This window comes from Streptomyces sp. NPDC127108 (assembly GCF_042677545.1).
Lineage (GTDB): Bacteria > Actinomycetota > Actinomycetes > Streptomycetales > Streptomycetaceae > Streptomyces.
The window spans coordinates 69,937-89,193 of the sequence record NZ_JBHXTE010000012.1 but is presented as its reverse complement, the minus strand read 5'-3'; the positions used below and the strand labels follow the sequence as shown (position 1 = coordinate 89,193).

Genomic DNA, 19,257 nt, shown 5'->3' with positions numbered 1-19,257 from the left:
GATCGGCTGACGCACGTCCTCGTCCAGGTCGGGGAGCGCCTCCGCCGACCACGTCGGGCGCAGCCCGGTCTCTCGCGTGCCGGTCGGGCTACTTGGCGTCGGCGTAGCACTCCACCACGGCCACCGTGAACGGGAACCGCACCGGCGTCTCCCCGAACGCGATCCGCCCCGCCAGGTCCCCCGCGTCGCGCACCGCCGCGGCGACGGTCTCGGCCTCCTCCTCGGGGCAGTGCACGATCACCTCGTCGTGCTGGAAGAAGACCAGCTCGGCGCGCATCCCGGCGGTGGCCCTGCGCAGGGCGGCGAGCATGAGGAGGGCCCAGTCGGCGGCGCTGCCCTGGACGACGAAGTTGCGGGTGAAGCGGCCGCGGGCGCGGGCGTCGGTGGAGGCGTAACCGGGGGTGAACTCGTTGTCCTGGGAGGCCCGTTGGGGGGTGTCCGGCTCCTGGGGGATGCCCGCCTCGCCGCCGTCGTCGTCGGCCGCTCCGGCGGCCGGGGGGCTGGTGCGGCCGAGCCAGGTCCGGACGAGGCGGCCCTCCTCGCCGGCCTTCGCGGCGTCGTCGACGTACGCGACGGCCAGCGGGAAGCGGCGGCGCAGGGCCGCGAGGTTCTTGAGGCCGTCGCCGGACGTCTGGCCGTACACCGCGCCGAGCAGCGCCAGCTTGGCGTGCTCGCGGTCGCCGGAGAACGCGCGGTCGGAGAGGCGGGTGTAGAGGTCCTCCTCGCTGCCCGCGACGTCCATCAGGCCGCGGTCGCGGGAGATCGCGGCGAGGACGCGGGGCTCCATCTGGTCGGCGTCGGCGACGACCAGGCGCCAGCCGGGGTCGGCGACCACGGCACGCCGGATGACCTTCGGGATCTGCAGGGCGCCGCCGCCGTTCGTGGTCCAGCGGCCGGAGACGGTGCCGCCCGGGGTGTACTCGGGGCGGAAGCGGCCGTCGTGGACCCAGTCCTGGAGCCAGGACCAGCCGTGGGCCGTCCAGATCCGGTACAGCGTCTTGTACTGGAGGAGGGGCTTGACCGCGGGGTGGTCGATCTCCTCCAGCTCCCACTTGCGCGTCGACTTGATCCGGATGCCGGCGCGGGCGAACGCCTTCACGACCTCGGCGGGCAGGTCGGGGCGCACGCGGTGGCCGAACGCCGCGGACACCTCGTCCGCGAGCTCGGCGAGCCTGCGGGGTTCGCCGCTGCCGCCGTAGCGCTCGCCGAGGAGCTCGCGCAGGACGTCCTTGTGCACGTCGGCGCGCCAGGGCAGCCCGGCGGCGTTCATCTCGGCGGCGACGAGCATGCCCGCGGACTCGGCGGCCGTCAGGAGGCGCATGCGGCCCGGGTGGGCGGTGGCGTCGTGCCGCCGGAGCTGGTCGGCGTACACCTCGAGGAGGGCCTCAAGGGGGAGGGGCGCTGCCGGGGTCGGCTCGAAGAGGGAGTCCTGGGAGCCCGGTTCCGCGGCGCGGGGCGGGGGATCGGGCGGTACGGGTCTTCGGTGCAGGCGGGCCCAGGCGGCGGCGGCCGAACGGGGCTCGCCGAGGCGGCCCTCGTGGCCGAGGAGGAGCAGCTCGGCGGCTTCCACGTCGTAGCAGCGCTCGACGCGGGCGCCCGCCGCGAGGACGCGCGGATAGCTGGTGGCCGTGGACTGCCACACCCACCGCTCCACGTCGGGGTGGGCGAGCACGGCCTCCGCGACACTGCCGTGCCGCTCGACGCCCCCGACGGGCTCCCCGTCCTCACCCACGCCCACGGCAAGGCTCACACCCCCGCCCCCCTCAGCCACCACCCACCGACCACTGCCCATACCCCCGACGATGCCACCCACCACTGACAACGCCCCCACACCACGACCCGGCCGCCCCACACCACCGCACTCCGGCCACCCCGGACCGCTGCGCCCCGGGCGTCCCGCCCCGCCTGGAAGCCCGCCGCCCGGGCGCGCCGCCGCGCCTTGCCCAGGCCCGCCGCCCCTGTCGCCTGCGGCTTGCCCCCGACGCCTTCCCCAGGCCCGCCGCTGCGCGGCGGCCCCGTCCCACCCGCCCACCCGTTTCTGTGGGACGCGACGCACTGTCGGCGGCAGCACCACCGTGCCTGTACGAGGCAGGGACTCGTGGACCGGCCACGGCAAGCCCCTCAGGCCGTCTGCCTCCTGCGCCCCATAACCCCCATCACCCCCATCACCCCCGCCCCCACCGCCACCACCGCCAGAACTCCCACGCACACCCCCATCACGTCCCACGGCACCACCACCCCCGCCGGTGCCGAGAGCCGCGCGAGTCCCGCGCTCAGGCCGCCGAGGCCGACCAGCGTCACGGCGAGGCCGAGCACCGCGCCCACCGTCACCGCGAGTGCCGCCTCGGCGGCCACCACGAGCCGTATCTGGCCGGGCCCGGCGCCGAGGAGGCGCAGCGAGCGGAGTTCGGGGGCGCGTACGGGTGCCGTCATCAGCTGGGTGCTCGCCAGTGAGATCGCCGTGTAGGCGAGGCAGAGCGCGAGCAGCATGCGCAGGCCGAGGCGCGTCTGGTGCTTCATGCCGGGGTACTCGGCGGCCAGCCACTCCCCGGCCGTGCGCACCTGCCCGCCGGTCGTGCGCAGGGCCGCCGCGACGGCCGTGGGTTCGGCGCCGTCCCGCAGGCGGACGTCGATGCGGTCGAGCGGGGCGGCGGGGGCGTTGCGGGCGGTCACGTACGCCCCGTTGTCGCCTGTGCCGCGCGCGAGGACCGCCACGATCCGCAGCCGCGCCCGACGGCCGTCGCCGAGCCACACGTCGACGTGCTCGCCGACGCGGTGGCGCTGCCACTCCTCGTTGACGACGATCGAACGGTCGTCGAGGCGGCGTACGTCACCGGCGACGACGGGCAGCCGGTGCGTCGCCGCGAACGCAGCCGGGTCGGTCACGGCGCGCGCCTCGGCGCGGAGGAAGGCGGTGTCGCCGTCCTCGCGTACGAAGACGGCGGTGCTCGCCGACGCCGCCACCGTCGCCCGGGGGATCCGCGCCGGCTGCCTCAAGTCGTCGCCGGTGACGATCAGTTGGGCGGCGGTACGGTCCCTCGCCTCGGTCGCCTTCGCGGCGCCCACCGTCGCGGCGGAGCCGAGCAGGCAGCCCGCCGTGGCGACGGTGACGAGGACGGGAGCGGCGATGGCGGCGGTGCGGCGGACGGAACCGGCGGCGTTGGCGCGGGCGAGGCGGGCGAGGGTGAGGGCCGCTGCGGGGTGACGTCGGAGGGGGGAGGGGCGCCGGTTCGGCCGGGAGCGGTGCCGCTTCGGCCACGGGCGCCGCTTCGGCCGCGAGGGCCGCCGGGCCAGGAACGCCGGGCGGCGGAACACGGCGACCACGTGGCGTACGAGCAGGGGCGCCAGCGCCGCCACCCCGGTCGACAGGATCATCGGCTGCGTCGTGTACGTCTTGCGCTTGAGCAGGTCCGACGGCTCCGTCCACAGCGTCCACGCGAGCAGCCCCACCCCGCCCGCGAGCAGCACGGCGCCCACGACGCGGCGGCCGAGCGGCATCACGCCGGTGTCGAGGGACGCCTCGCGCAGCGCCTCCACGGGGCTGACCCGGCCGGCCCGGCGCGCCGCGCTCCACGATCCGGCGAGGGCCACGAGCAGGCCGGTCCAGAAGGCGAGTTGGTACGGCCACCAGGTCCAGGCGAACCCGGTGGGACCGCCGTCGACGGTGAACCACGGCGGCGCCACCTCCGCGTCCACCAGCGCCCGCGCGAGCCCCGGCGCCGCCCACGCCCCGCCCGCGCACCCGGCCGCCGACGCCGCCGCGCCCACCGCGAGAGCCTCGGCGAGCAGCCACCCGCGCACCTGCCCCCGGCTCGCCCCGGCTGCCCGGAGCAGCCCGAACTCGCGCCGCCGCAGCGCCACCACGAACGCGAACGTCGACGCGGTCACGAACACCGACACGAACGCGGCGACCCCGCCCGCCGTGCCCAGGAACGCGTTCACGGCGACCAGCGCCCGCGCGTCCCGTTCGGTGTCCGGGTCGACCTGGCGGCGGTCGGCGCCGGTCAGGACGCGGGCGCCGGTGCCGGACGCGGCGACGACGGCGCGCACCCGGGCGGCGGGCGCGTCGAGGCCGACGGCGTCCGGTGCCGTACGGTCTGTACGGGTCTGACCGGGGTGGGGTCGGCCGGGGTCGAGCGGGCCGAGGCGGCGAAGTTCGCGCAGGAGTTCGTTGTCCACAGGGTGTGGATGAGCGAGCCGCTGAGTCGCGTGCCGGACCTCGGGCCCGCGCCGCACCGGCACCGTCAGCGTGTCCCGGCCCGCCACCACCACCGGCGAGTCGGCGAACCGCACCGGTGCCCGCTCCGGCGCGCGCACGCTCGCCGCGAGTCCCACCCCCGTCGCGGCGATCAGGGCCACCCCGAGGGCGACGGCGACGAAGGCACCCAGGAATCCGGCCCACCGGGCCCGTAGTGACGCAAGAACCATGCCTTGAGCCAACCGCCCCGGGGCCGCGCGCTCACGACCACTGGCGGGCCGGTCGAAGGTAGGGCCAGGCCTACCCTTAGGGGTATGGATTCGGTGATCGACAGGGCGTTCGCGGCGGCGCTGTACGGGGCGGGCGCGGGCGTCGGCCGGGCCGCCCACTCCGACGAGGGCCTCGACACCGGCGCCTCCCTCCTCGCCGCCGACCCCGGCGCGGACGCCGAACTCGCCGCGCGGGGCGAGGAGTTGCTGCGCCGGGCCTGGGAGCGCGGCTGGCAGCCCGCCGACGTCCTGCGCCTGGTCCGCCGCGACCTCGACGAGCCGCACGTACGCCTGGCCGCCGCCCTGATCCGTACCGAGACCCTCCGCTACGCGCCCGGCCTGCTGCCCGCCCGCTGGCCCGCGCAGCTCGCCGCGCTCGACGCCCACGAGCCCTGGCGGGGGCCCGACCGCTTCACGCACGCCACCGCCGTGCTCGCCCTCTACCGGCTCCTGCTCCGGCTGCCCCCGATCGAGCCCGTCGGTCCGGCGCCCGGCACCCCCCTGCACGTACCGCCGCCGCACCGCGACGACGAGCCGCGCGCGCTCACCCGCATCCGCGCCCTGCTCGCCAAGGCCGAGGCGACCGGCTATCCGCAGGAGGCGGAGGCGCTGACCGCGAAGGCGCAGGAGCTGATGGCCCGGCACAGCGTCGACGAGGCGCTGCTCGCCGCCCGTACGCACCGGCCGGACACGCCCGGGGCCTGCCGCGTCGGTGTCGACGCCCCGTACGAGACCGCCAAGGCGATCCTCCTCGACGCCGTCGCCGACGCGAACCGCTGCCGGGCGGTGTGGAACGAGGCCCTCGGCTTCAGCACCGTCGTCGGCTTCGAGGCCGACCTGGAGGTGGTGGAGCTGCTGTACACCTCCCTCCTCGTGCAGGGGCTTGCCGCCATGACGACGGCGGAGGCCGGGCAGCGCGCGGGCGGCCGCAAGCGCACCAAGACGTTCCGGCAGGCCTTCTGGATGGCGTACGCCCAGCGCGTCGGCGCCCGGCTCGAAGCGGCCGCCGCGCCCGTCACCCACGAGGAGCCCGGTGGGGGCGGGGCGCTGCTTCCGGTCCTCGCGGCGCGGGACGTCGCGGTCGCCGACCGGGCGGAGCGGATGTTCCCGGAGACGACCACCACGCGGGTACGCGGCGTGCGGGACGGGGCGGGCTGGGCCGAGGGGGCCGCGGCGGCCACGAACGCCAGCCTGCACACGCGTGCGGGACTCACTGGGCGGGAAGCGTGAGGCAGGGGTGGCCGGAGGAAGGGGACCAGCGGTGAGTACGGGAACGGGCGTGCGCATGCGCATCGGGGAGCTGTCGGAACGCACCGGTACGCCCCGCAGGCTGCTGCGCTACTACGAGGAGCAGGGGCTGATCGTCGCCGATCGGGCGGCCAACGGGTACCGCGTGTACGACGAGGCGTGCGTCGACCGTGTCCTGCAGATCCGGGGCCTCCTCGACGCGGGGCTGCCCACGCGGCTCATCAAGCAGATCCTGCCCTGCCTGGACAAGCCCCGGGTCATCCACTTCCCGGACGCCACGCCGGAGATGCTGGCCACGCTCGAGCGGGAGCGGGACAGCATGACGCGGCGGGTCGAGTGCCTGACCCGGAACCGGGACGCGATCGGCGAGTACCTGAACGCGGTCCGCGCCCGCCTGGATCAGCCCACCTGACCCGTCCGACCCTCGCCCCACCGACGCCCTCGGCCCGTCCGACCTCGCCCCGGGCGCCCTGCCCAGCCCACCGCACCGCCGTCCGCGCGGCCCCCTGCGCCCTCCCCAGGCCGCCGCTCCGCGGCGGCCTCTCCCACCCACCCGCCCATTTCTCTCGAACGCGGCGCACCCCCGAGCACCCCCCGAACGAGATAGCCCAAACACCCCCACCTCACCCCAAACCTCCAACCCCCGTACGATCACACCGTGACCTGGTGGCGGGCGCTGCGGCAGACGGCGCGGTCGGGGCTGGCCGTGGAGCGCACTCGCCTCGAACCGTTGGTCGCCCTGCGCGGAGCCGTCGGGCTCGCGGTCGTGATCGGGGCGAGCCTCGCCCTGTTCGGGCCCGCCGTCGCCGCCAGTTCGGCCTTCGGCGCGTTCCAGGCGGCCATCGCCACCTTCCAGCGCAGCTGGCGCCCCCGTCCCGAACTCGCCATCGCCTCCGGCACCAGCCTCGCGATCTCCACCTTCCTCGGCTACCTCACCGGCAGCCACCTCCTCCTCTTCCTGGCCCTCCTCGCCCTGTGGACCTTCCTGGCGGGCCTGAGCTGGGCGGCGGGCCCGACGATCGGCCTGATCGCCACCTCCAACGTGGCGATCATGCTGGTCACGATCACCCTGCCCACATCCGTCGCCGCCGCGGCCGGGCACGCCGCGATGATGGTCGTGGGCGGCGCCGTCCAGGCGGCCCTGGTGATCGTCTTCCCGGTACGCCGCTGGGGCGCCCACCGCGACGCCCTCGCCGACGCCCTGGCCGCCGAGGCCGACTACGCGCGCCGCCTGCGCCACGACCCGGTGGCCCCCTTCGACCCGGCCCCCCTGATGACGGCCCGCGCCGCCGCCCACATCACCCCGCGCCAGGCCCGCACCCGCCCCGCCCAACTCCACGGCGCCCGCGGCCTCGCCGAACGCATCCGCCCCGTCCTCGCCTCCCTCGCCGACCCGGCCTTCGGCGCCCCCGCGGAGGGCCCCGAACGCGACCGCGTCCGCGAACTCCTCGCCGCCGCGGGCGCCATCCTCGACGCGGCCGCCCGCGCCGTCCGCCACGGCACCCCGGTGGACCTCCCCCCGGCGGCGATCTCCACCTTCCGCACCCCCGACACCGGCGCCATCCTCAAGGGCCCGCCCCACCGAGCGGCCACCCGCCTGGGCACCCTCCTCAGAGACGTGGTGGAGGTAGCCGCCGGCGCCCCCACCTCTCCGCCCGCCTCGACTTCCCCGACCACTCCCACTTCTCCGGCCACCCCGGCCGACTCAGCCCTGTCCGACGGTGCCATGACGACGGGAGAGGGGGACGACCCCACCCCGACGCCCTCGCAACGGTCAGGAGAGGGGCGCCCCCAGCCCCCCACCCCGCCCAAGGGCAACCTCGTCCGCCCAGGCCTGACGGCCCTGGTCCCCGCCGCCGCCAAGGCCATGCGCGCCGACCTGGACCACCGCTCCCCGGTGACCCGGCACGCCCTGCGCGTCATGACGGTCACCGTGGCGGGCTACGCCGCCGGCACCTTCCTCCCGCTGGGCCACGGCTACTGGGCTCCCATGGCCGCCGTCATGGTCATGCGCCCCGACTTCTCCCAGACGTACGCCCGCGCGGTGGCCCGTTTCGGCGGCACCCTCGTCGGCGTCGCCCTGGCCACCGCCCTGGTCCAGCTGGCCCACCCGGGCACGTACCTCTCGGGCGCCCTCGCCGCGGCCAGCGCGGGCCTGATGTACCTCCTGATGCGCACGGGCCAGGTCGCCGCCCAGGCCTGCGTCGCCGCGTACGTCGTCTTCCTCCTCGGCATGGGCGGCGAACAGTGGACGCAGACGGTCCCGGAGCGCGTCGTCCTCACCCTCATCGGCGGCCTCCTGGCCATGGCGGCGTACGCCCTGTACCCGGCCTGGGAGACCCCGCGCCTGCGCACCCGCCTCGCCGACTGGCTCGCGGCGAACGGCCGTTACGCCGCGGCCGTCGTCGCCCACTACGCCGACCCCGCGGGCAAGAACTGCCCCGACGTCCGCACGGCCCTCCTCGCCGCCCGCGCCGCCCGCGCCTCCTGGCAGGAGGCCCACGACCGCGCCGAACACGAACCCGTACGCCACCGCGGCCTCTCCCGCGCCGCGGCCGCCGACGCCGAGCAGGCCCTCGCCCAACTCGGCCGCGTCGCCATGCTCCTGGAGGCCCACCTCCCCGACCGGGGCACACCCCCGGTCCCGGCCGCCGGAGCCCTCGCGGACGCCCTGCGCACCGCCACCGAGCGGGGCGCCCAGGCCGTGCGCGAGCGCCGCGTACCCACGTGGGACCCGGTCCGCGACGTCCTCGACGCCTGGGAGCCGGGCGACGCCCCCGACCGCGTCGTCCGCCGCGGCGGCACCCTCCTCCTGCGCGCCCTCGCCGACCTCTCCGACGCCGTGGACACCGCACCCCCACCGATGCTGGTCGACGGCACCGACACGCACGTACGCAAGAAGGAGGCGGAGAAGGAGGCGAAGGTGGAGGAGGCGGGGGAGGCGGAGGAGGCGGAGGAGGGCGGGAACGCGGACGGGTCGCGGGGGCCTGAAGACCCCGCGACCCGCTGAACCGTCTGCTGCCTCCGCCGCGCTACGACTTCGGGATGTCCGCCGTGGGCAGCCCCTCCGGCAGCTTCCCGCCCTTGGTCCGCAGGAACTCGTCCTTCCCGAAGCCCTCCCAGGTGATCTTCAGCGTCTTGCCGTCGACGGAGTCGATCTTGCCCTTGGTGCGGTCCATGTCACCGTCGGCGCACTTCAGCTTGATCGTCTGTTCCCCGCCGACCGCGGCGAAGCCGTTGCACACGTGCTCGCCGACCAGCGTCGCCCGGTTCTTGGTGATCACGAGCGCGACCGGCTTGCCGCCGGTCGTGGCGACCCAGCTGCCTTCCAGGTCGTCGCCCGAGACGCCCGCGCCGTCGGAGCCGGAGTCGGAGCCGTCGTCGGAGCCACCGGGCGTCTTGGCGGCGCCGTCCGACGCCCCCTTGTCCTTGTCGCCGTCGCCCTTGTCGTCGCCGTCGCTGCTGCAACCGGCCAGGACGAGCGCGGCGGCGAGCGTAGCCACCGCGGCGCCGATCGTCGTGCTGCGGACACGCGTGTGCACTGAAGTCCCCCTATGTGGAGCTCTGTTCCGGGCCGTGGCCCGTCGAATCGCGCGCCAAGCTACCAGGAGGATTTGCGGACGCCGGGCAGGAATCCGGCGTGGGCCTGCGCACGAAGCCGCACCCTGGAGAGCCCGAACGTGCCTACGTATCCGCGGGGACGCCCGTCCACGCTGTCGCGGTTGCGCACCCGCGTGGCGCTCGCGTCCCGGGGCTGGCGGTCCAATTCCCGCCGGGCGGCGAGCCGTTCGGCGTCCGGTGTGGACGGGCGCCGGATGATCTCCTTCAGCTCGGCCCGCCGCGCCGCGTACCGCGCGACGATCTCGCGCCGCCGCTCGTTCTTCGCGATCTTGCTCTTCTTGGCCATCAGACCTTCACCCCACGCGCACGGATCCTGGCCACGGCGGCCTCGATCCCGATGGTGTCGACGGTCTTGATCCCCTTGGCGCTCAGGCGCAGGCGTACGTACCGGCCCTCGCTGGGCAGCCAGTAGCGCTTGCGCTGGATGTTCGCGTCGAAGCGGCGCGGGGTGCGCCGGTGCGAGTGCGAGATGTGGTTGCCGAACCCGGGCTTGGCGCCGGTGAGCTGGCAGTGGGCGGACATGGTGACGCACCTCTCGGTCGGATTCGCTCCCGCTCATTTGGAAACGGGATTCATTTTCATATACTAGCCCTCATGGCTCGCAATGAACTCCGCCCCGTCATCAAGCTCCGGTCCACGGCCGGGACCGGGTACACGTACGTGACCCGCAAGAACCGCCGGAACGACCCCGACCGCCTGACCCTGCGCAAGTACGACCCGGTGGCCGGCCGCCACGTCGACTTCCGAGAGGAGCGCTGATCCCCGTGCGCGACGGCATCCACCCGCCGTACGGCCCCGTCGTCTTCCGCGACAAGGCCGCGAACTTCGCCTTCCTCACCCGGTCCACGGCGACCAGTGAGAAGACGGTCGTCTGGGAGGACGGCCGGACCTATCCCGTCATCGACGTCGAGGTCTCCTCCGCGAGCCACCCCTTCTACACGGGGCAGCAGCGCGTCCTGGACACCGCGGGCCGCGTGGAGCGCTTCGAGCGGCGTTACGGCGGCGGGCGCTGATGGGCGCCCGAGGCCCCGGCGGTTCCCGCGGCTCCGGCCGCCCTTACGGCACCCCCGGCCGCATGGACGTGGCCGTCGTCGCGGGCCTGCATACGGAGGCCCGCGCCGCCGCCGTCGACCGGCTGCTCGCCACCGTGCCGGACAGCGTCGCCCTGCACCACGACCTGTCCACCGCCGCGTACGGCACCGTCACGCGGACCGTGCGCGACGCGAGCGGAACCCTGTCCACCGGCGAGGCGCCGCTGGTCAACGACTGCGCCTGCTGTGCCCTTCGCGAGGACCTCGTACCCGAGCTGGAGCGGCTCGCGGCGAGCGGCCTGACCCGGCTCGCCGTCGTGGAGCTGTGGGACTCCGTCGAGCCGAAGGCGATGGCCGAGGTCATCGCCGGGCACGGCTCCGACGCGCTGCGCCTGAGCGGCGTGCTCACCGCCGTCGACCCGAGCCTGCTGCTGCCCTGCCTCGCCAACGGCGACGACCTCGCCGACGCCGGGCTCGCCGCGGCCGCCTCCGACCAGCGCACCGTCGCCGACACCTTCGCGCGCCAGCTGGAGTACGCGCCCGTGCTCGCCGTCCTGGAGTCGGAGACCGCGGACGCGGAGGACCGCGCGCTGCTCGCCCAGCTCCACCCGACTGCCCGCCAGGTCCCGATCAGCCACGGTGATCTGGCGGGCGCCGCGCTCGGCGGCTTCGACGTGGAGGCGGCGGCCGCGGCCCAGCACCCCGCCTGCGCGCTGCTGCCCGCGGAGGCCGACGAGGACGGCGTGAGCACGTTCGTGTGGCACCGCGAACGGCCCTTCCACCCGGAGCGGCTCTTCGCCGCCCTGGAGGACCTGACCTGCGCCGCCGCCCGCAGCCGGGGCCGCTTCTGGCTCGCCGACCGGCCCGACACGCTCCTCGCCTGGGACGCGGCGGGCGGCGCCCTGTGCGTGGAGAACGCGGGGCCGTGGCTGGCCTCGCTGCCCGACGCGGCCTGGGAGATGGTGCCGCCGGTGCGCCGGGCCGCCGCCGCCCTCGACTGGCACCCCGAGCACGGGGACTGCTGCCAGCACCTGGTCTTCACCTCGCCCGACCTCGACCGCGAAGGACTCGCCGAGGTCCTGGAGTCCTGCCTGCTCACGGACGAGGAGTACGCCGCCGGGCGCGCCGCCTGGCAGACCCTCACCCCCGCCTTCGACGCCCTCCTGGAGGTCTGACGTTGTCCCCCGCACCGTCCGCGCGCCGCACCGACCGCGGCAAGCCCCTCAAGTCCCGCCCCAACCCACTGGATCAAGCCGGAATCACGTACATCGACTACAAGGACACCGACCTGCTGCGGAAGTTCATCTCCGACCGGGGCAAGATCCGCAGCCGACGGGTCACCCGGGTGACTGTGCGGCAGCAACGTCAACTGGCCAGGGCCATCAAGAACGCCCGCGAGATGGCGCTGCTTCCGCCCGCCTCCCGCTGAAGCACCGCCCGAAGCGCTGCCCTTTCGCCCCTGTTTGCACACGTACTCACCGCGTCTTCGGCCAAAAACGCAGCCGTTTCGCTTCCCGCGGCGTCTGTTCTTACGGCACGAGGTATTCGATCCGGACAACCCGGCGCGGAACTTGGCGTGGAAGATCATGGACGGGGGTCGTTGTTCGCATGTCATGCGGGCACTGAGAAGCGGCGCAAGGGCTGTAACCAGCTCACCACGGCGCGTGCACGTGCATCTGCCCATGCATCGGCACATGAACACGGCTATGATCCGGGACAGTTGACGGCTACAACGACAGCCACGGCACCACCGGGGAGCGACCTGTGCACGACGTGTTCAACGGCATGGCCGCCACGGATCTTCACGGGGTGGTCTGGCAGAAGAGCAGGCACAGCAATTCGCAGGGTGCCTGCGTGGAGTTCGCGAGGCTGCCGGGCGGCGACGTGGCCGTCCGCAACTCGCGGTTTCCCGAGGGCCCCGCGCTCGTCTACACGCGCGCCGAGATCGAGGCGATGCTGCTCGGCATGAAGGACGGCGAGTTCGACGACCTGATCGGCGGCTGACCGCCGTCGGTCCCGCTCAGCGGCCGACCACCGCTGAACAGGAACCGGGAAGGGAGACGGGGGTGGGCTGTTCCCCTGGCGTCACGCCAGCTGGAACAGCGCCCACACCACCTTGCCGTTCAGCGCGCCCGCGAGCGGGTGCCAGCCCCAGCCGTCGCTGAAGGAGTCCACCAGGAAGAGCCCGCGGCCCGACTCCGCGGAGAAGTCGTCCTCCGCCTCCTCGCGCGCGACCGGACTGTCGTCGCTGGGGTCCCGTACCGCGCACACCAGGCGTGAGGTCCAGCGCATCATGTGCAGCCGCACGGGCGCGTCCTCGGTGGCGCCGACCGGACACGCGGCACGCGGGGTGTCCGCGGGCAGGGCGTGCCGCAGGGCGTTGGTGACGAGCTCGGAGACGACGAGCGCGATGTCGTCGAACCGCTCCTCGAGCTCCCAGGACACCAGCGTCTTGCGGGTGAACTGCCGGGCGCTGCCCACGGCTTCGTACCGGGCGGGAAGAGCGCAGGAGGCCGCACTGGAGACCGCGGAGGGGTCGAGCGGAGGAAGGCCCTGCCGTAACGGCTCGAGCATGGTCGATCCATTCGTCCCCATGCGAGGCACTCCCCGGTTTTCGCGGTTCGCGGTACAAAGCGATGAAGCGGTGGCGCGGTCGGTACAGCCGGGCGGCACAGCGATGACACAGCGGTGACGCGTGGACCATGGTTCCGAATGCGCACAGCAGATGCAAGGGCAGATGCACGTGCACGCGCCTGACTTGACCGTTCCTAGGGCGCTTCTTGCCCATTTCTTCCTACGACTTCTTATGCGGACCTTCCGGAGGCTTTCCCTTTCCGTAACCGAACGAGTACGGCCCGAAGCGTTTAATGGCAGACTGCGGGGTCTCACACCTTGGGGAGGACTGAGCGAAGTGACCGCTGGGGAGTCGAGCGGCTCGGTGGTACGGCGCATCCTGCTGGGCTCGCAACTGAGGCGCCTGAGGGAATCGCGGGGCATCACCCGCGAAGCGGCGGGCTACTCGATCCGCGCTTCCGAATCGAAGATCAGCCGCATGGAGTTGGGACGGGTGAGCTTCAAGTCGAGGGACGTCGAGGACCTCCTCACGCTCTATGGCGTCATGGACGAGGCCGAGCGCAACGCGCTCCTCTCACTCGCCAAGGAGGCCAACCTGACGGGCTGGTGGCACAGTTACTCCGACGTCCTGCCCGGCTGGTTCCAGACATACATCGGCCTGGAGGGCGCCGCCTCCCTCATCCGTGTCTATGAAGTCCAGTTCATCAACGGCCTGTTGCAGACCGAGGCGTACGCCCACGCGGTCGTCGAGCGCGGCATGAAAGCCGCCGCCGCAGGCAAGGCGGGCGGAGGCGGCCGGTCCGGTCGGTCGGGGCGCGGCGGTCGCGTCAACCAGGCGGACGTCGACCGGCGGGTGGCCCTGCGCCTGGAGCGCCAAAAGCTGCTCGTCTCCGAGCGTGCGCCGCGCTTCCAGTGCATCCTCGACGAGGCCGCGCTGCGACGGCCTTACGGCGACCGGGAAGTGATGCGCGGTCAGATCCAGCACCTGATCGACATCTCCGAGCGTCCGAACGTGACACTGCAGGTCATGCCGTTCACCTTCGGCGGCCACGCGGGCGAGTCCGGGGCGTTCACGATGCTCAGCTTCCCCGAGTCCGACCTGTCGGACGTGGTGTACCTGGAGCAGCTCACCGGCGCCCTGTATCTGGACAAGCGTGAAGAAGTCGCCCAGTACGAAAGGGTCATGGCCGAACTGCGGTCGGACTGTCCGAATCCGGCCGACAGCCGCGACCTTCTCCGTGGTCTACTCCAACTGACCTGAATCGTCAGTAGGATGACGTGAAATCAGGTGTCTGCTCTCTGCGGCAAGGGGTCTCGCGTCATGTCCTTCTTCACCGATCTGGCTCACCAGTACATCGACGGTGAGTGGAAGGCCGGCTCCGGTTCCTGGGACATCATCGACTTCAATCCGTACAACGGTGAGAAGTTGGCGTCGATCACCGTCGCCACGGCGGACGAGGTGGACCAGGCCTACCGGGCGGCGCAGCGCGCCCAGGAGCCGTGGGGCGCGACCAACCCCTATGCCCGGCGTGCCGTCTTCGAGCGCGTCCTGCGGATCATCGAGGACCGCGAGGCGGAGATCACCGAGGCGATCGTCGACGAACTCGGCGGCACGCTCGTCAAGGCCGGTTTCGAGCTGCACCTGGCCAAGGAGTTCCTGCGCGAGGCGATACACCTCGCGCTCGCCCCGCAGGGCCGCATACTCCCCTCGCCGGACGACACCAAGGAGAACCGCCTCTACCGCATCCCGGTGGGCGTCGTCGGCGTCATCAGCCCCTTCAACTTCCCCTTCCTGCTCTCGCTCAAGTCCGTCGCCCCGGCCATCGCGCTCGGCAACGCCGTCGTCCTGAAGCCGCACCAGAACGCCCCGGTGCTCGGCGGCAGCCTGATCGCGAAGATCTTCGAGGACGCCGGGCTGCCCCCGGGCGTCCTGAACGTCGTCATCACGGACATCGCCGAGATCGGTGACGCGCTCATCGACCACCCGGTCCCCGGCGCCATCTCCTTCACCGGCTCCGACGCCGTCGGCCGCCACGTCGCCACCGTCTGCGCCCAGACCTTCAAGCGCTGCATCCTCGAACTCGGCGGCAACAGCGCCCTGATCGTCCTGGACGACGCGGACGTGGACTACGCCGTGGACGCCGCCGTCTTCAGCCGCTTCGTGCACCAGGGCCAGGTCTGCATGGCCGCGAACCGCATCCTCGTGGACCGCTCCGTCGAGGCCGAGTTCACCGAGAAGTTCGTCGCCAAGGTCAAGTCCCTGAAGGTCGGCGACCCGGCGTCGCCCGAGACCCACATCGGCCCGCTCATCAACTCCTCGCAGGCCGACGGGGTTTCGTCGCTGGTCGCGCAGGCCGTCCAGGCCGGCGCCAAGGCCCTCCTGCACGGCCGCACCGAGGGCAACCTGGTCGCGCCGTCCGTCCTCACCGACCTGCCCGAGGACGCGCCGGTCCTTCGCCAGGAGATCTTCGGCCCGGTCGCCCTCATCCTGCCCTTCGACGGCGAGGACGAGGCCGTCCGCATCGCCAACGACACGCCGTACGGCCTGAGCGGCGCCGTCCACACCGCCGACGTCGAGCGTGGCGTCCGGGTCGCCCACCGCGTCAAGAGCGGCATGATGCACATCAACGACGGCACGATCCACGACGAGCCGATCGTGCCCTTCGGCGGCGAGAAGCACTCGGGCGTCGGCCGCCTCAACGGCGACGCGACGATCGAGGCGTTCACGACGCACAAGTGGATCTCGGTGCAGTACGGGCGCTCGCGCTTCCCGTTCTGAGCCGGGGGGGAGCCGCCGGACGGCGGCCCGCCGAAAAACTCTCCTCGACTCCCGGGCCATTGCGGACAGCACCTGTCCGCGATGGCCCGTAGCTTTTGTGGTGTCGGACAGGCCGACGGCCCGGCAGGGCGAAGAGAGGCGGACACCATGGTCACCCACGTCAACGCGGAAGCCCCCGGCGACGAGCGCGGCGCACTCATCGCCTTCGTCGAGGCCCAGCGGGGCGGCATCCGCCGCTCGGTGCTCGGGCTCAGCGACGAGCAGGCGTCGGGCAGGCCGAGCGCCAGCGAGCTGAACCTCGCGGGCCTGGTCAAGCACGTCGCCGAGACCGAGCTGAACTGGCTGCGCCTGGCCCAGCAGAAGCCCAACGAGCGCCAGCGCACCGAGGAGACCTGGGGTGACAGCTTCCGCCTCGTCGAGGGCGAGACGCTCGCCGACGTGCTCGCGTTCTGGGACTCGGTGGCCGCCGAGACGGAGGCGTTCATCCGCGCGGTGCCGAGCCTGGACGACACCTTCCCGCTGCCGGACCAGCCCTGGTTCCCCGACGACGGCGCCGTGTCGATGCGCTGGCTGATGCTGCACCTGGTCGAGGAGATCGGGCGGCACGCCGGGCACGCCGACATCATCAGGGAGTCCTTGGACGGCAAGACGGCCTTCGAGCTGGTCGCGATGGACCAGGGATACGCTAGTCAAAGTTGATTGGCCGTCTCGGAGAGGTGTGGTGAATGTCGGCGATCCGGCTGCTGGTCCTGGGGGCCGTCCGTCAGCACGGGCGGGCCCACGGCTACCAGGTCCGCAACGACCTGGAGTACTGGGGCGCCCACGAGTGGTCCAACGCCAAGCCGGGCTCGATCTACCACGCCTTGAAGCAGATGGCGAAGCAAGGCCTGCTGTACGAGCACGAGACCGCGCCGTCCACGGCCGGAGGCCCGCCGCGCACCGAGTACGAGATCACGGAGAAGGGCACGGTGGAGTACCTCGACCTGGTCCGTGAGGCGCTGGTCTCGACGTACAACCAGAAGCCCGACATGCTCTCGGCCGCGGTGGGCCTCATGGTCGACCTGCCGCGCGCGGAGGTCATCGACCTGCTCAAGCAGCGGGTCAGCGGCCTCGGCGACTGGCGCGCGTCCGTCACCGAGTACTACACCCCCGAGGACGGGCCCGAACAGCTCGGCCACATCGGCGAGATCATGAACCTCTGGCTGCACCAGGCCGACGCGGGCGCGACATGGACGCGGGGCCTGATCGAGCGCATCGAGGGCGGTGCGTACACCTTCGCCGGTGAGGGTGAACCGTTCGTCGGGGTGCTCGCGGAGGGCGAGGAGAACCCGTTCGCGACGGGGGAGCGGCACGCGGGCGACGACGCCTGAGCGAGGCGGCGCGGCGCGGGTGGGCGCGAGGCGCGGGCGAGCGGCACGGCGAGCGACAAGAAGATCTCCGAAGAATTCCAGCTAATCAAGTTTGACGAATCGGGAAGCGGGCACTACCTTCGAGGCCCGCAAGGTAGTCAAGCTTGACTAATTGTGTGGGCTGGGCAGTGATGAACCCCGGAGGGAGTCGGATGACGGACGCGATCGTCGTCGAAGGCGCACGGAAACGGTACGGCGAGAAGCGGGCCCTGGACGGGCTCGACCTGGTGGCCGCGCGCGGCACGGTGCACGGCGTGCTCGGGCCGAACGGCGCGGGCAAGACCACGGCGGTGCGGATCATGGCCACGCTGCTCCGGGCGGACGAGGGGCGCGTGGAGATCGCCGGGTACGACGCGGGACGGCAGGCGGGCGAGGTGCGCCGCCGCATCGGCCTGCTCGGCCAGCACGCCGCCGTCGACGAGGAGCTGAGCGGCCACCAGAACCTGGAGATGTTCGGCCGCCTCTACCACCTGGGCGCACGCCGCGCGCGCGTGCGGGCCGACGAGCTCCTTGACCGCTTCGGCCTCGCGGAGACCGGTCGCAAGGCGGTCAAGCAGTACAGCGGCGGCATGCGGCGCCGCCTGGACCTCGCCGCGTCACTGATCACGGAACCGGAGGTGCTCTTCCTGGACGAGCCGACGACGGGCCTCGACCCGCGCGGCCGCGCCGAGGTGTGGGACGCGGTGCGCTCCCTGGTCGGCGCGGGCACGACGGTGCTCCTGACCACGCAGTACCTCGAAGAGGCCGACCAACTGGCCGACCGCATCTCCCTGATCGACCACGGCAGGGTCATCGCGGAGGGCACCGCCGACGACCTGAAGGCCCGGCTCGGCGGCGACCGCATCGACGTCGTCGTACGCGACGGGGCCGAGCTGGTGCGCGCGGCCCGGCTGCTGCCCGGCTCCGCGGACGACGTGACGGTCGACGCCGACCGGCGCCTGGCCAGCGCGCCCGTCACCGACCGCATGGAGGCCCTGACCCGGGTCGTACGGGCTCTCCAGGAGGCGGGCATCGAGGCGGAGGACATCGCGGTGCGCAGGCCGACCCTGGACGAGGTGTTCCTGCGCCTGACCGGGCGCACGGAGGACCAGGAACGCATGAAGGAGGCCGTGTGAGTACGACTACTGGCGGTACGCCGACGGCGGTGGCCGTGTCCGGGGCGGGCGGCTCCCGGATCGGCTGGGCCCTCACCGACTCCTGGACCATGTCCCGGCGCGAACTCGCCCACTGGGCGCGCCAGCCCGTGCAGGTCGTCGTCGGGCTCGCCTTCCCGGTGATGCTGCTGCTGATGTTCAACTACCTGATCGGCGGCGGCAAGGGCATCCAGGGCGACTACGCCGAGTTCCTCGTGCCCGGCATGTTCGCGCTGACGATGGTCTTCGGCCTGGACGCCACGATGGTCGCCGTCACCACCGACCTCAACAAGGGCGTCATCGACCGCTTCCGGTCCATGCCGATGACCAACGGGGCCGTCCTGGTGGGCCGTTCCGTCGCCGACATGCTCCAGTCCTTCGCCTCCCTCATCGTCATGATGGGCGTCGGGCTCGCCATCGGCTGGCGCTGGCACGGGTCGTTCGCCGGGGTCCTCGGTGCCGTCGGGCTGCTCATGCTCCTGCGGTTCGCCATGCTGTGGCTCGGCATCTACCTCGCCATGGTCGCCGGCAAGCCGGAGCTCGTCGTCGCCGTGCAGATCCTCGTCTGGCCCGTCGGATTCCTCTCCAACGCCTTCACCGTCCCCCAGAACATGCCCGACTGGCTCGGCACGGCGGTCGAGTGGAACCCGATGTCCGCGGCCGCCACGGCCGTCCGTGACCTCTTCGGCAACGACCCCGGCGTGACCGGCACGTCCTGGGCCGCCGACCACGCCGAACTCCTCGCGGTCGCCTGGCCGCTGGCCCTGGTGGGCGTGTTCCTGCCGCTGGCGGTGCGGAGGTTCGGGGCGCTGAGCAAGTAAGGGCGGCCTTGCCGGGGGCTCCCCAATCCCACCCCTTCCCGATCCTGGGGCTCCGCCCCAGACCCCGCTCCTCAATCGCCGGAGGGGCTGGATGGTTTCAGCCCGTCCGGCGTTTGAGGACGAGGCGCGAAGCGCCGACAGCGGGGGTCCAGGGGGCGGCAGCCCCCGGTTTCG

General features: G+C 73.1%; 20 protein-coding genes. 14 read left to right on the top strand and 6 right to left on the bottom strand.

The window, feature by feature from the left end:
• Positions 1-88: 88 nt before the first annotated feature.
• Together ACFVHO_RS12590 and ACFVHO_RS12585 are read right to left on the bottom strand one after the other, a co-directional pair.
• The gene (locus tag ACFVHO_RS12590) at positions 89-1,792 is read right to left on the bottom strand and encodes a bifunctional 3'-5' exonuclease/DNA polymerase (RefSeq protein WP_385712838.1); all 1,704 of its coding nucleotides are present in this window, start codon (positions 1,790-1,792) and stop codon (positions 89-91) included.
• 329 nt (positions 1,793-2,121) lie between these two features.
• A complete protein-coding gene (locus ACFVHO_RS12585; RefSeq protein ID WP_385712836.1) occupies positions 2,122-4,428 on the bottom strand; it encodes an FtsX-like permease family protein in 2,307 nt (768 codons plus the stop codon).
• An 84-nt stretch (positions 4,429-4,512) separates the two neighbouring features.
• Here ACFVHO_RS12585 and ACFVHO_RS12580 point away from each other — a divergent pair, with 84 nt between their 5' ends.
• The 3 genes from ACFVHO_RS12580 (at position 4,513) to ACFVHO_RS12570 (ending at position 8,725) form a co-directional block, all read left to right on the top strand.
• Entirely contained in the window at positions 4,513-5,697 is a 1,185-nt protein-coding gene (locus ACFVHO_RS12580; protein ID WP_385712834.1) for a DUF2786 domain-containing protein, read from the top strand.
• A gap of 55 nt (positions 5,698-5,752) precedes the next feature.
• Positions 5,753-6,127, top strand: coding sequence for a MerR family transcriptional regulator (locus ACFVHO_RS12575; RefSeq protein ID WP_385712979.1), 375 nt, complete (start codon positions 5,753-5,755; stop codon positions 6,125-6,127).
• Between the two features lie 246 nt (positions 6,128-6,373).
• On the top strand, positions 6,374-8,725 hold the full coding sequence (locus ACFVHO_RS12570; protein WP_385712833.1) for an FUSC family protein: 2,352 nt from the start codon (positions 6,374-6,376) through the stop codon (positions 8,723-8,725).
• 22 nt (positions 8,726-8,747) lie between these two features.
• On the opposite strand, the gene ACFVHO_RS12565 is transcribed toward ACFVHO_RS12570, so the two are convergent.
• From ACFVHO_RS12565 to rpmB, 3 genes are read right to left on the bottom strand one after another with little or no spacing between them, the layout of a single operon-like run.
• Positions 8,748-9,257 (bottom strand): hypothetical protein, encoded by a 510-nt coding sequence (locus ACFVHO_RS12565; RefSeq protein WP_385712831.1) that lies wholly within the window; start codon positions 9,255-9,257, stop codon positions 8,748-8,750.
• 59 nt (positions 9,258-9,316) lie between these two features.
• The gene (rpsN, locus tag ACFVHO_RS12560; protein ID WP_385712829.1) at positions 9,317-9,622 is read right to left on the bottom strand and encodes a 30S ribosomal protein S14; all 306 of its coding nucleotides are present in this window, start codon (positions 9,620-9,622) and stop codon (positions 9,317-9,319) included.
• Positions 9,622-9,858, bottom strand: coding sequence for a 50S ribosomal protein L28 (rpmB, locus tag ACFVHO_RS12555; RefSeq protein ID WP_030361076.1), 237 nt, complete (start codon positions 9,856-9,858; stop codon positions 9,622-9,624). Before rpmB ends, rpsN begins: the two co-directional genes overlap by 1 nt.
• Positions 9,859-9,930: 72 nt before the next feature.
• Between rpmB and rpmG the strand changes: the two genes are divergently transcribed.
• From rpmG to ACFVHO_RS12530, 5 genes are all read left to right on the top strand, one after another.
• The gene (gene rpmG / locus ACFVHO_RS12550; RefSeq protein ID WP_030361075.1) at positions 9,931-10,095 is read left to right on the top strand and encodes a 50S ribosomal protein L33; all 165 of its coding nucleotides are present in this window, start codon (positions 9,931-9,933) and stop codon (positions 10,093-10,095) included.
• Between the two features lie 5 nt (positions 10,096-10,100).
• Entirely contained in the window at positions 10,101-10,349 is a 249-nt protein-coding gene (locus ACFVHO_RS12545; RefSeq protein WP_289947538.1) for a type B 50S ribosomal protein L31, read from the top strand.
• A 62-nt stretch (positions 10,350-10,411) separates the two neighbouring features.
• The gene (locus ACFVHO_RS12540) at positions 10,412-11,542 is read left to right on the top strand and encodes a CobW family GTP-binding protein (protein WP_385712827.1); all 1,131 of its coding nucleotides are present in this window, start codon (positions 10,412-10,414) and stop codon (positions 11,540-11,542) included.
• 2 nt (positions 11,543-11,544) lie between these two features.
• Positions 11,545-11,796, top strand: coding sequence for a 30S ribosomal protein S18 (gene rpsR, locus ACFVHO_RS12535; RefSeq protein WP_385712825.1), 252 nt, complete (start codon positions 11,545-11,547; stop codon positions 11,794-11,796).
• A 356-nt stretch (positions 11,797-12,152) separates the two neighbouring features.
• Positions 12,153-12,371, top strand: coding sequence for a DUF397 domain-containing protein (locus ACFVHO_RS12530; RefSeq protein ID WP_289955785.1), 219 nt, complete (start codon positions 12,153-12,155; stop codon positions 12,369-12,371).
• Positions 12,372-12,452: 81 nt separating this feature from the next.
• Here the strand turns inward: ACFVHO_RS12530 and ACFVHO_RS12525 are convergent, their stop codons facing one another.
• Positions 12,453-12,962: an ATP-binding protein gene (locus ACFVHO_RS12525; RefSeq protein WP_380842081.1), complete on the bottom strand. Its 510-nt coding sequence runs from the start codon at positions 12,960-12,962 to the stop codon at positions 12,453-12,455.
• A 316-nt stretch (positions 12,963-13,278) separates the two neighbouring features.
• Between ACFVHO_RS12525 and ACFVHO_RS12520 the strand changes: the two genes are divergently transcribed.
• The 6 genes from ACFVHO_RS12520 (at position 13,279) to ACFVHO_RS12495 (ending at position 19,083) form a co-directional block, all read left to right on the top strand.
• Entirely contained in the window at positions 13,279-14,202 is a 924-nt protein-coding gene (locus tag ACFVHO_RS12520; RefSeq protein ID WP_385712823.1) for a helix-turn-helix domain-containing protein, read from the top strand.
• 60 nt (positions 14,203-14,262) lie between these two features.
• Positions 14,263-15,720: an aldehyde dehydrogenase family protein gene (locus ACFVHO_RS12515; RefSeq protein ID WP_385712821.1), complete on the top strand. Its 1,458-nt coding sequence runs from the start codon at positions 14,263-14,265 to the stop codon at positions 15,718-15,720.
• A 147-nt stretch (positions 15,721-15,867) separates the two neighbouring features.
• Positions 15,868-16,419: a DinB family protein gene (locus tag ACFVHO_RS12510; protein ID WP_385712819.1), complete on the top strand. Its 552-nt coding sequence runs from the start codon at positions 15,868-15,870 to the stop codon at positions 16,417-16,419.
• Positions 16,420-16,445: 26 nt separating this feature from the next.
• Complete coding sequence (locus tag ACFVHO_RS12505; protein WP_385712817.1) at positions 16,446-17,090, top strand: PadR family transcriptional regulator; 645 nt, start codon at positions 16,446-16,448, stop codon at positions 17,088-17,090.
• A 191-nt stretch (positions 17,091-17,281) separates the two neighbouring features.
• On the top strand, positions 17,282-18,244 hold the full coding sequence (locus ACFVHO_RS12500) for an ATP-binding cassette domain-containing protein (RefSeq protein ID WP_385712815.1): 963 nt from the start codon (positions 17,282-17,284) through the stop codon (positions 18,242-18,244).
• On the top strand, positions 18,241-19,083 hold the full coding sequence (locus tag ACFVHO_RS12495; protein ID WP_385712813.1) for an ABC transporter permease: 843 nt from the start codon (positions 18,241-18,243) through the stop codon (positions 19,081-19,083). Before ACFVHO_RS12500 ends, ACFVHO_RS12495 begins: the two co-directional genes overlap by 4 nt.
• Positions 19,084-19,257 lie beyond the last annotated feature (174 nt).

Coding starts and splice junctions, on each gene's coding strand:
- ACFVHO_RS12505 (WP_385712817.1), top strand. CDS start 16,446: ATGTCGGCGATCCGGCTGCTGGTCCTGGGGGCCGTCCGTCAGCACGGG.
- rpsN (WP_385712829.1), bottom strand. CDS start 9,622: ATGGCCAAGAAGAGCAAGATCGCGAAGAACGAGCGGCGGCGCGAGATC.
- ACFVHO_RS12515 (WP_385712821.1), top strand. CDS start 14,263: ATGTCCTTCTTCACCGATCTGGCTCACCAGTACATCGACGGTGAGTGG.
- rpmG (WP_030361075.1), top strand. CDS start 9,931: ATGGCTCGCAATGAACTCCGCCCCGTCATCAAGCTCCGGTCCACGGCC.
- ACFVHO_RS12525 (WP_380842081.1), bottom strand. CDS start 12,962: ATGGGGACGAATGGATCGACCATGCTCGAGCCGTTACGGCAGGGCCTT.
- ACFVHO_RS12590 (WP_385712838.1), bottom strand. CDS start 1,792: ATGGGCAGTGGTCGGTGGGTGGTGGCTGAGGGGGGCGGGGGTGTGAGC.
- ACFVHO_RS12500 (WP_385712815.1), top strand. CDS start 17,282: ATGACGGACGCGATCGTCGTCGAAGGCGCACGGAAACGGTACGGCGAG.
- ACFVHO_RS12575 (WP_385712979.1), top strand. CDS start 5,753: ATGCGCATCGGGGAGCTGTCGGAACGCACCGGTACGCCCCGCAGGCTG.
- ACFVHO_RS12530 (WP_289955785.1), top strand. CDS start 12,153: ATGGCCGCCACGGATCTTCACGGGGTGGTCTGGCAGAAGAGCAGGCAC.
- rpmB (WP_030361076.1), bottom strand. CDS start 9,858: ATGTCCGCCCACTGCCAGCTCACCGGCGCCAAGCCCGGGTTCGGCAAC.
- ACFVHO_RS12580 (WP_385712834.1), top strand. CDS start 4,513: ATGGATTCGGTGATCGACAGGGCGTTCGCGGCGGCGCTGTACGGGGCG.
- ACFVHO_RS12585 (WP_385712836.1), bottom strand. CDS start 4,428: ATGGTTCTTGCGTCACTACGGGCCCGGTGGGCCGGATTCCTGGGTGCC.
- ACFVHO_RS12540 (WP_385712827.1), top strand. CDS start 10,412: ATGGACGTGGCCGTCGTCGCGGGCCTGCATACGGAGGCCCGCGCCGCC.
- ACFVHO_RS12510 (WP_385712819.1), top strand. CDS start 15,868: ATGGTCACCCACGTCAACGCGGAAGCCCCCGGCGACGAGCGCGGCGCA.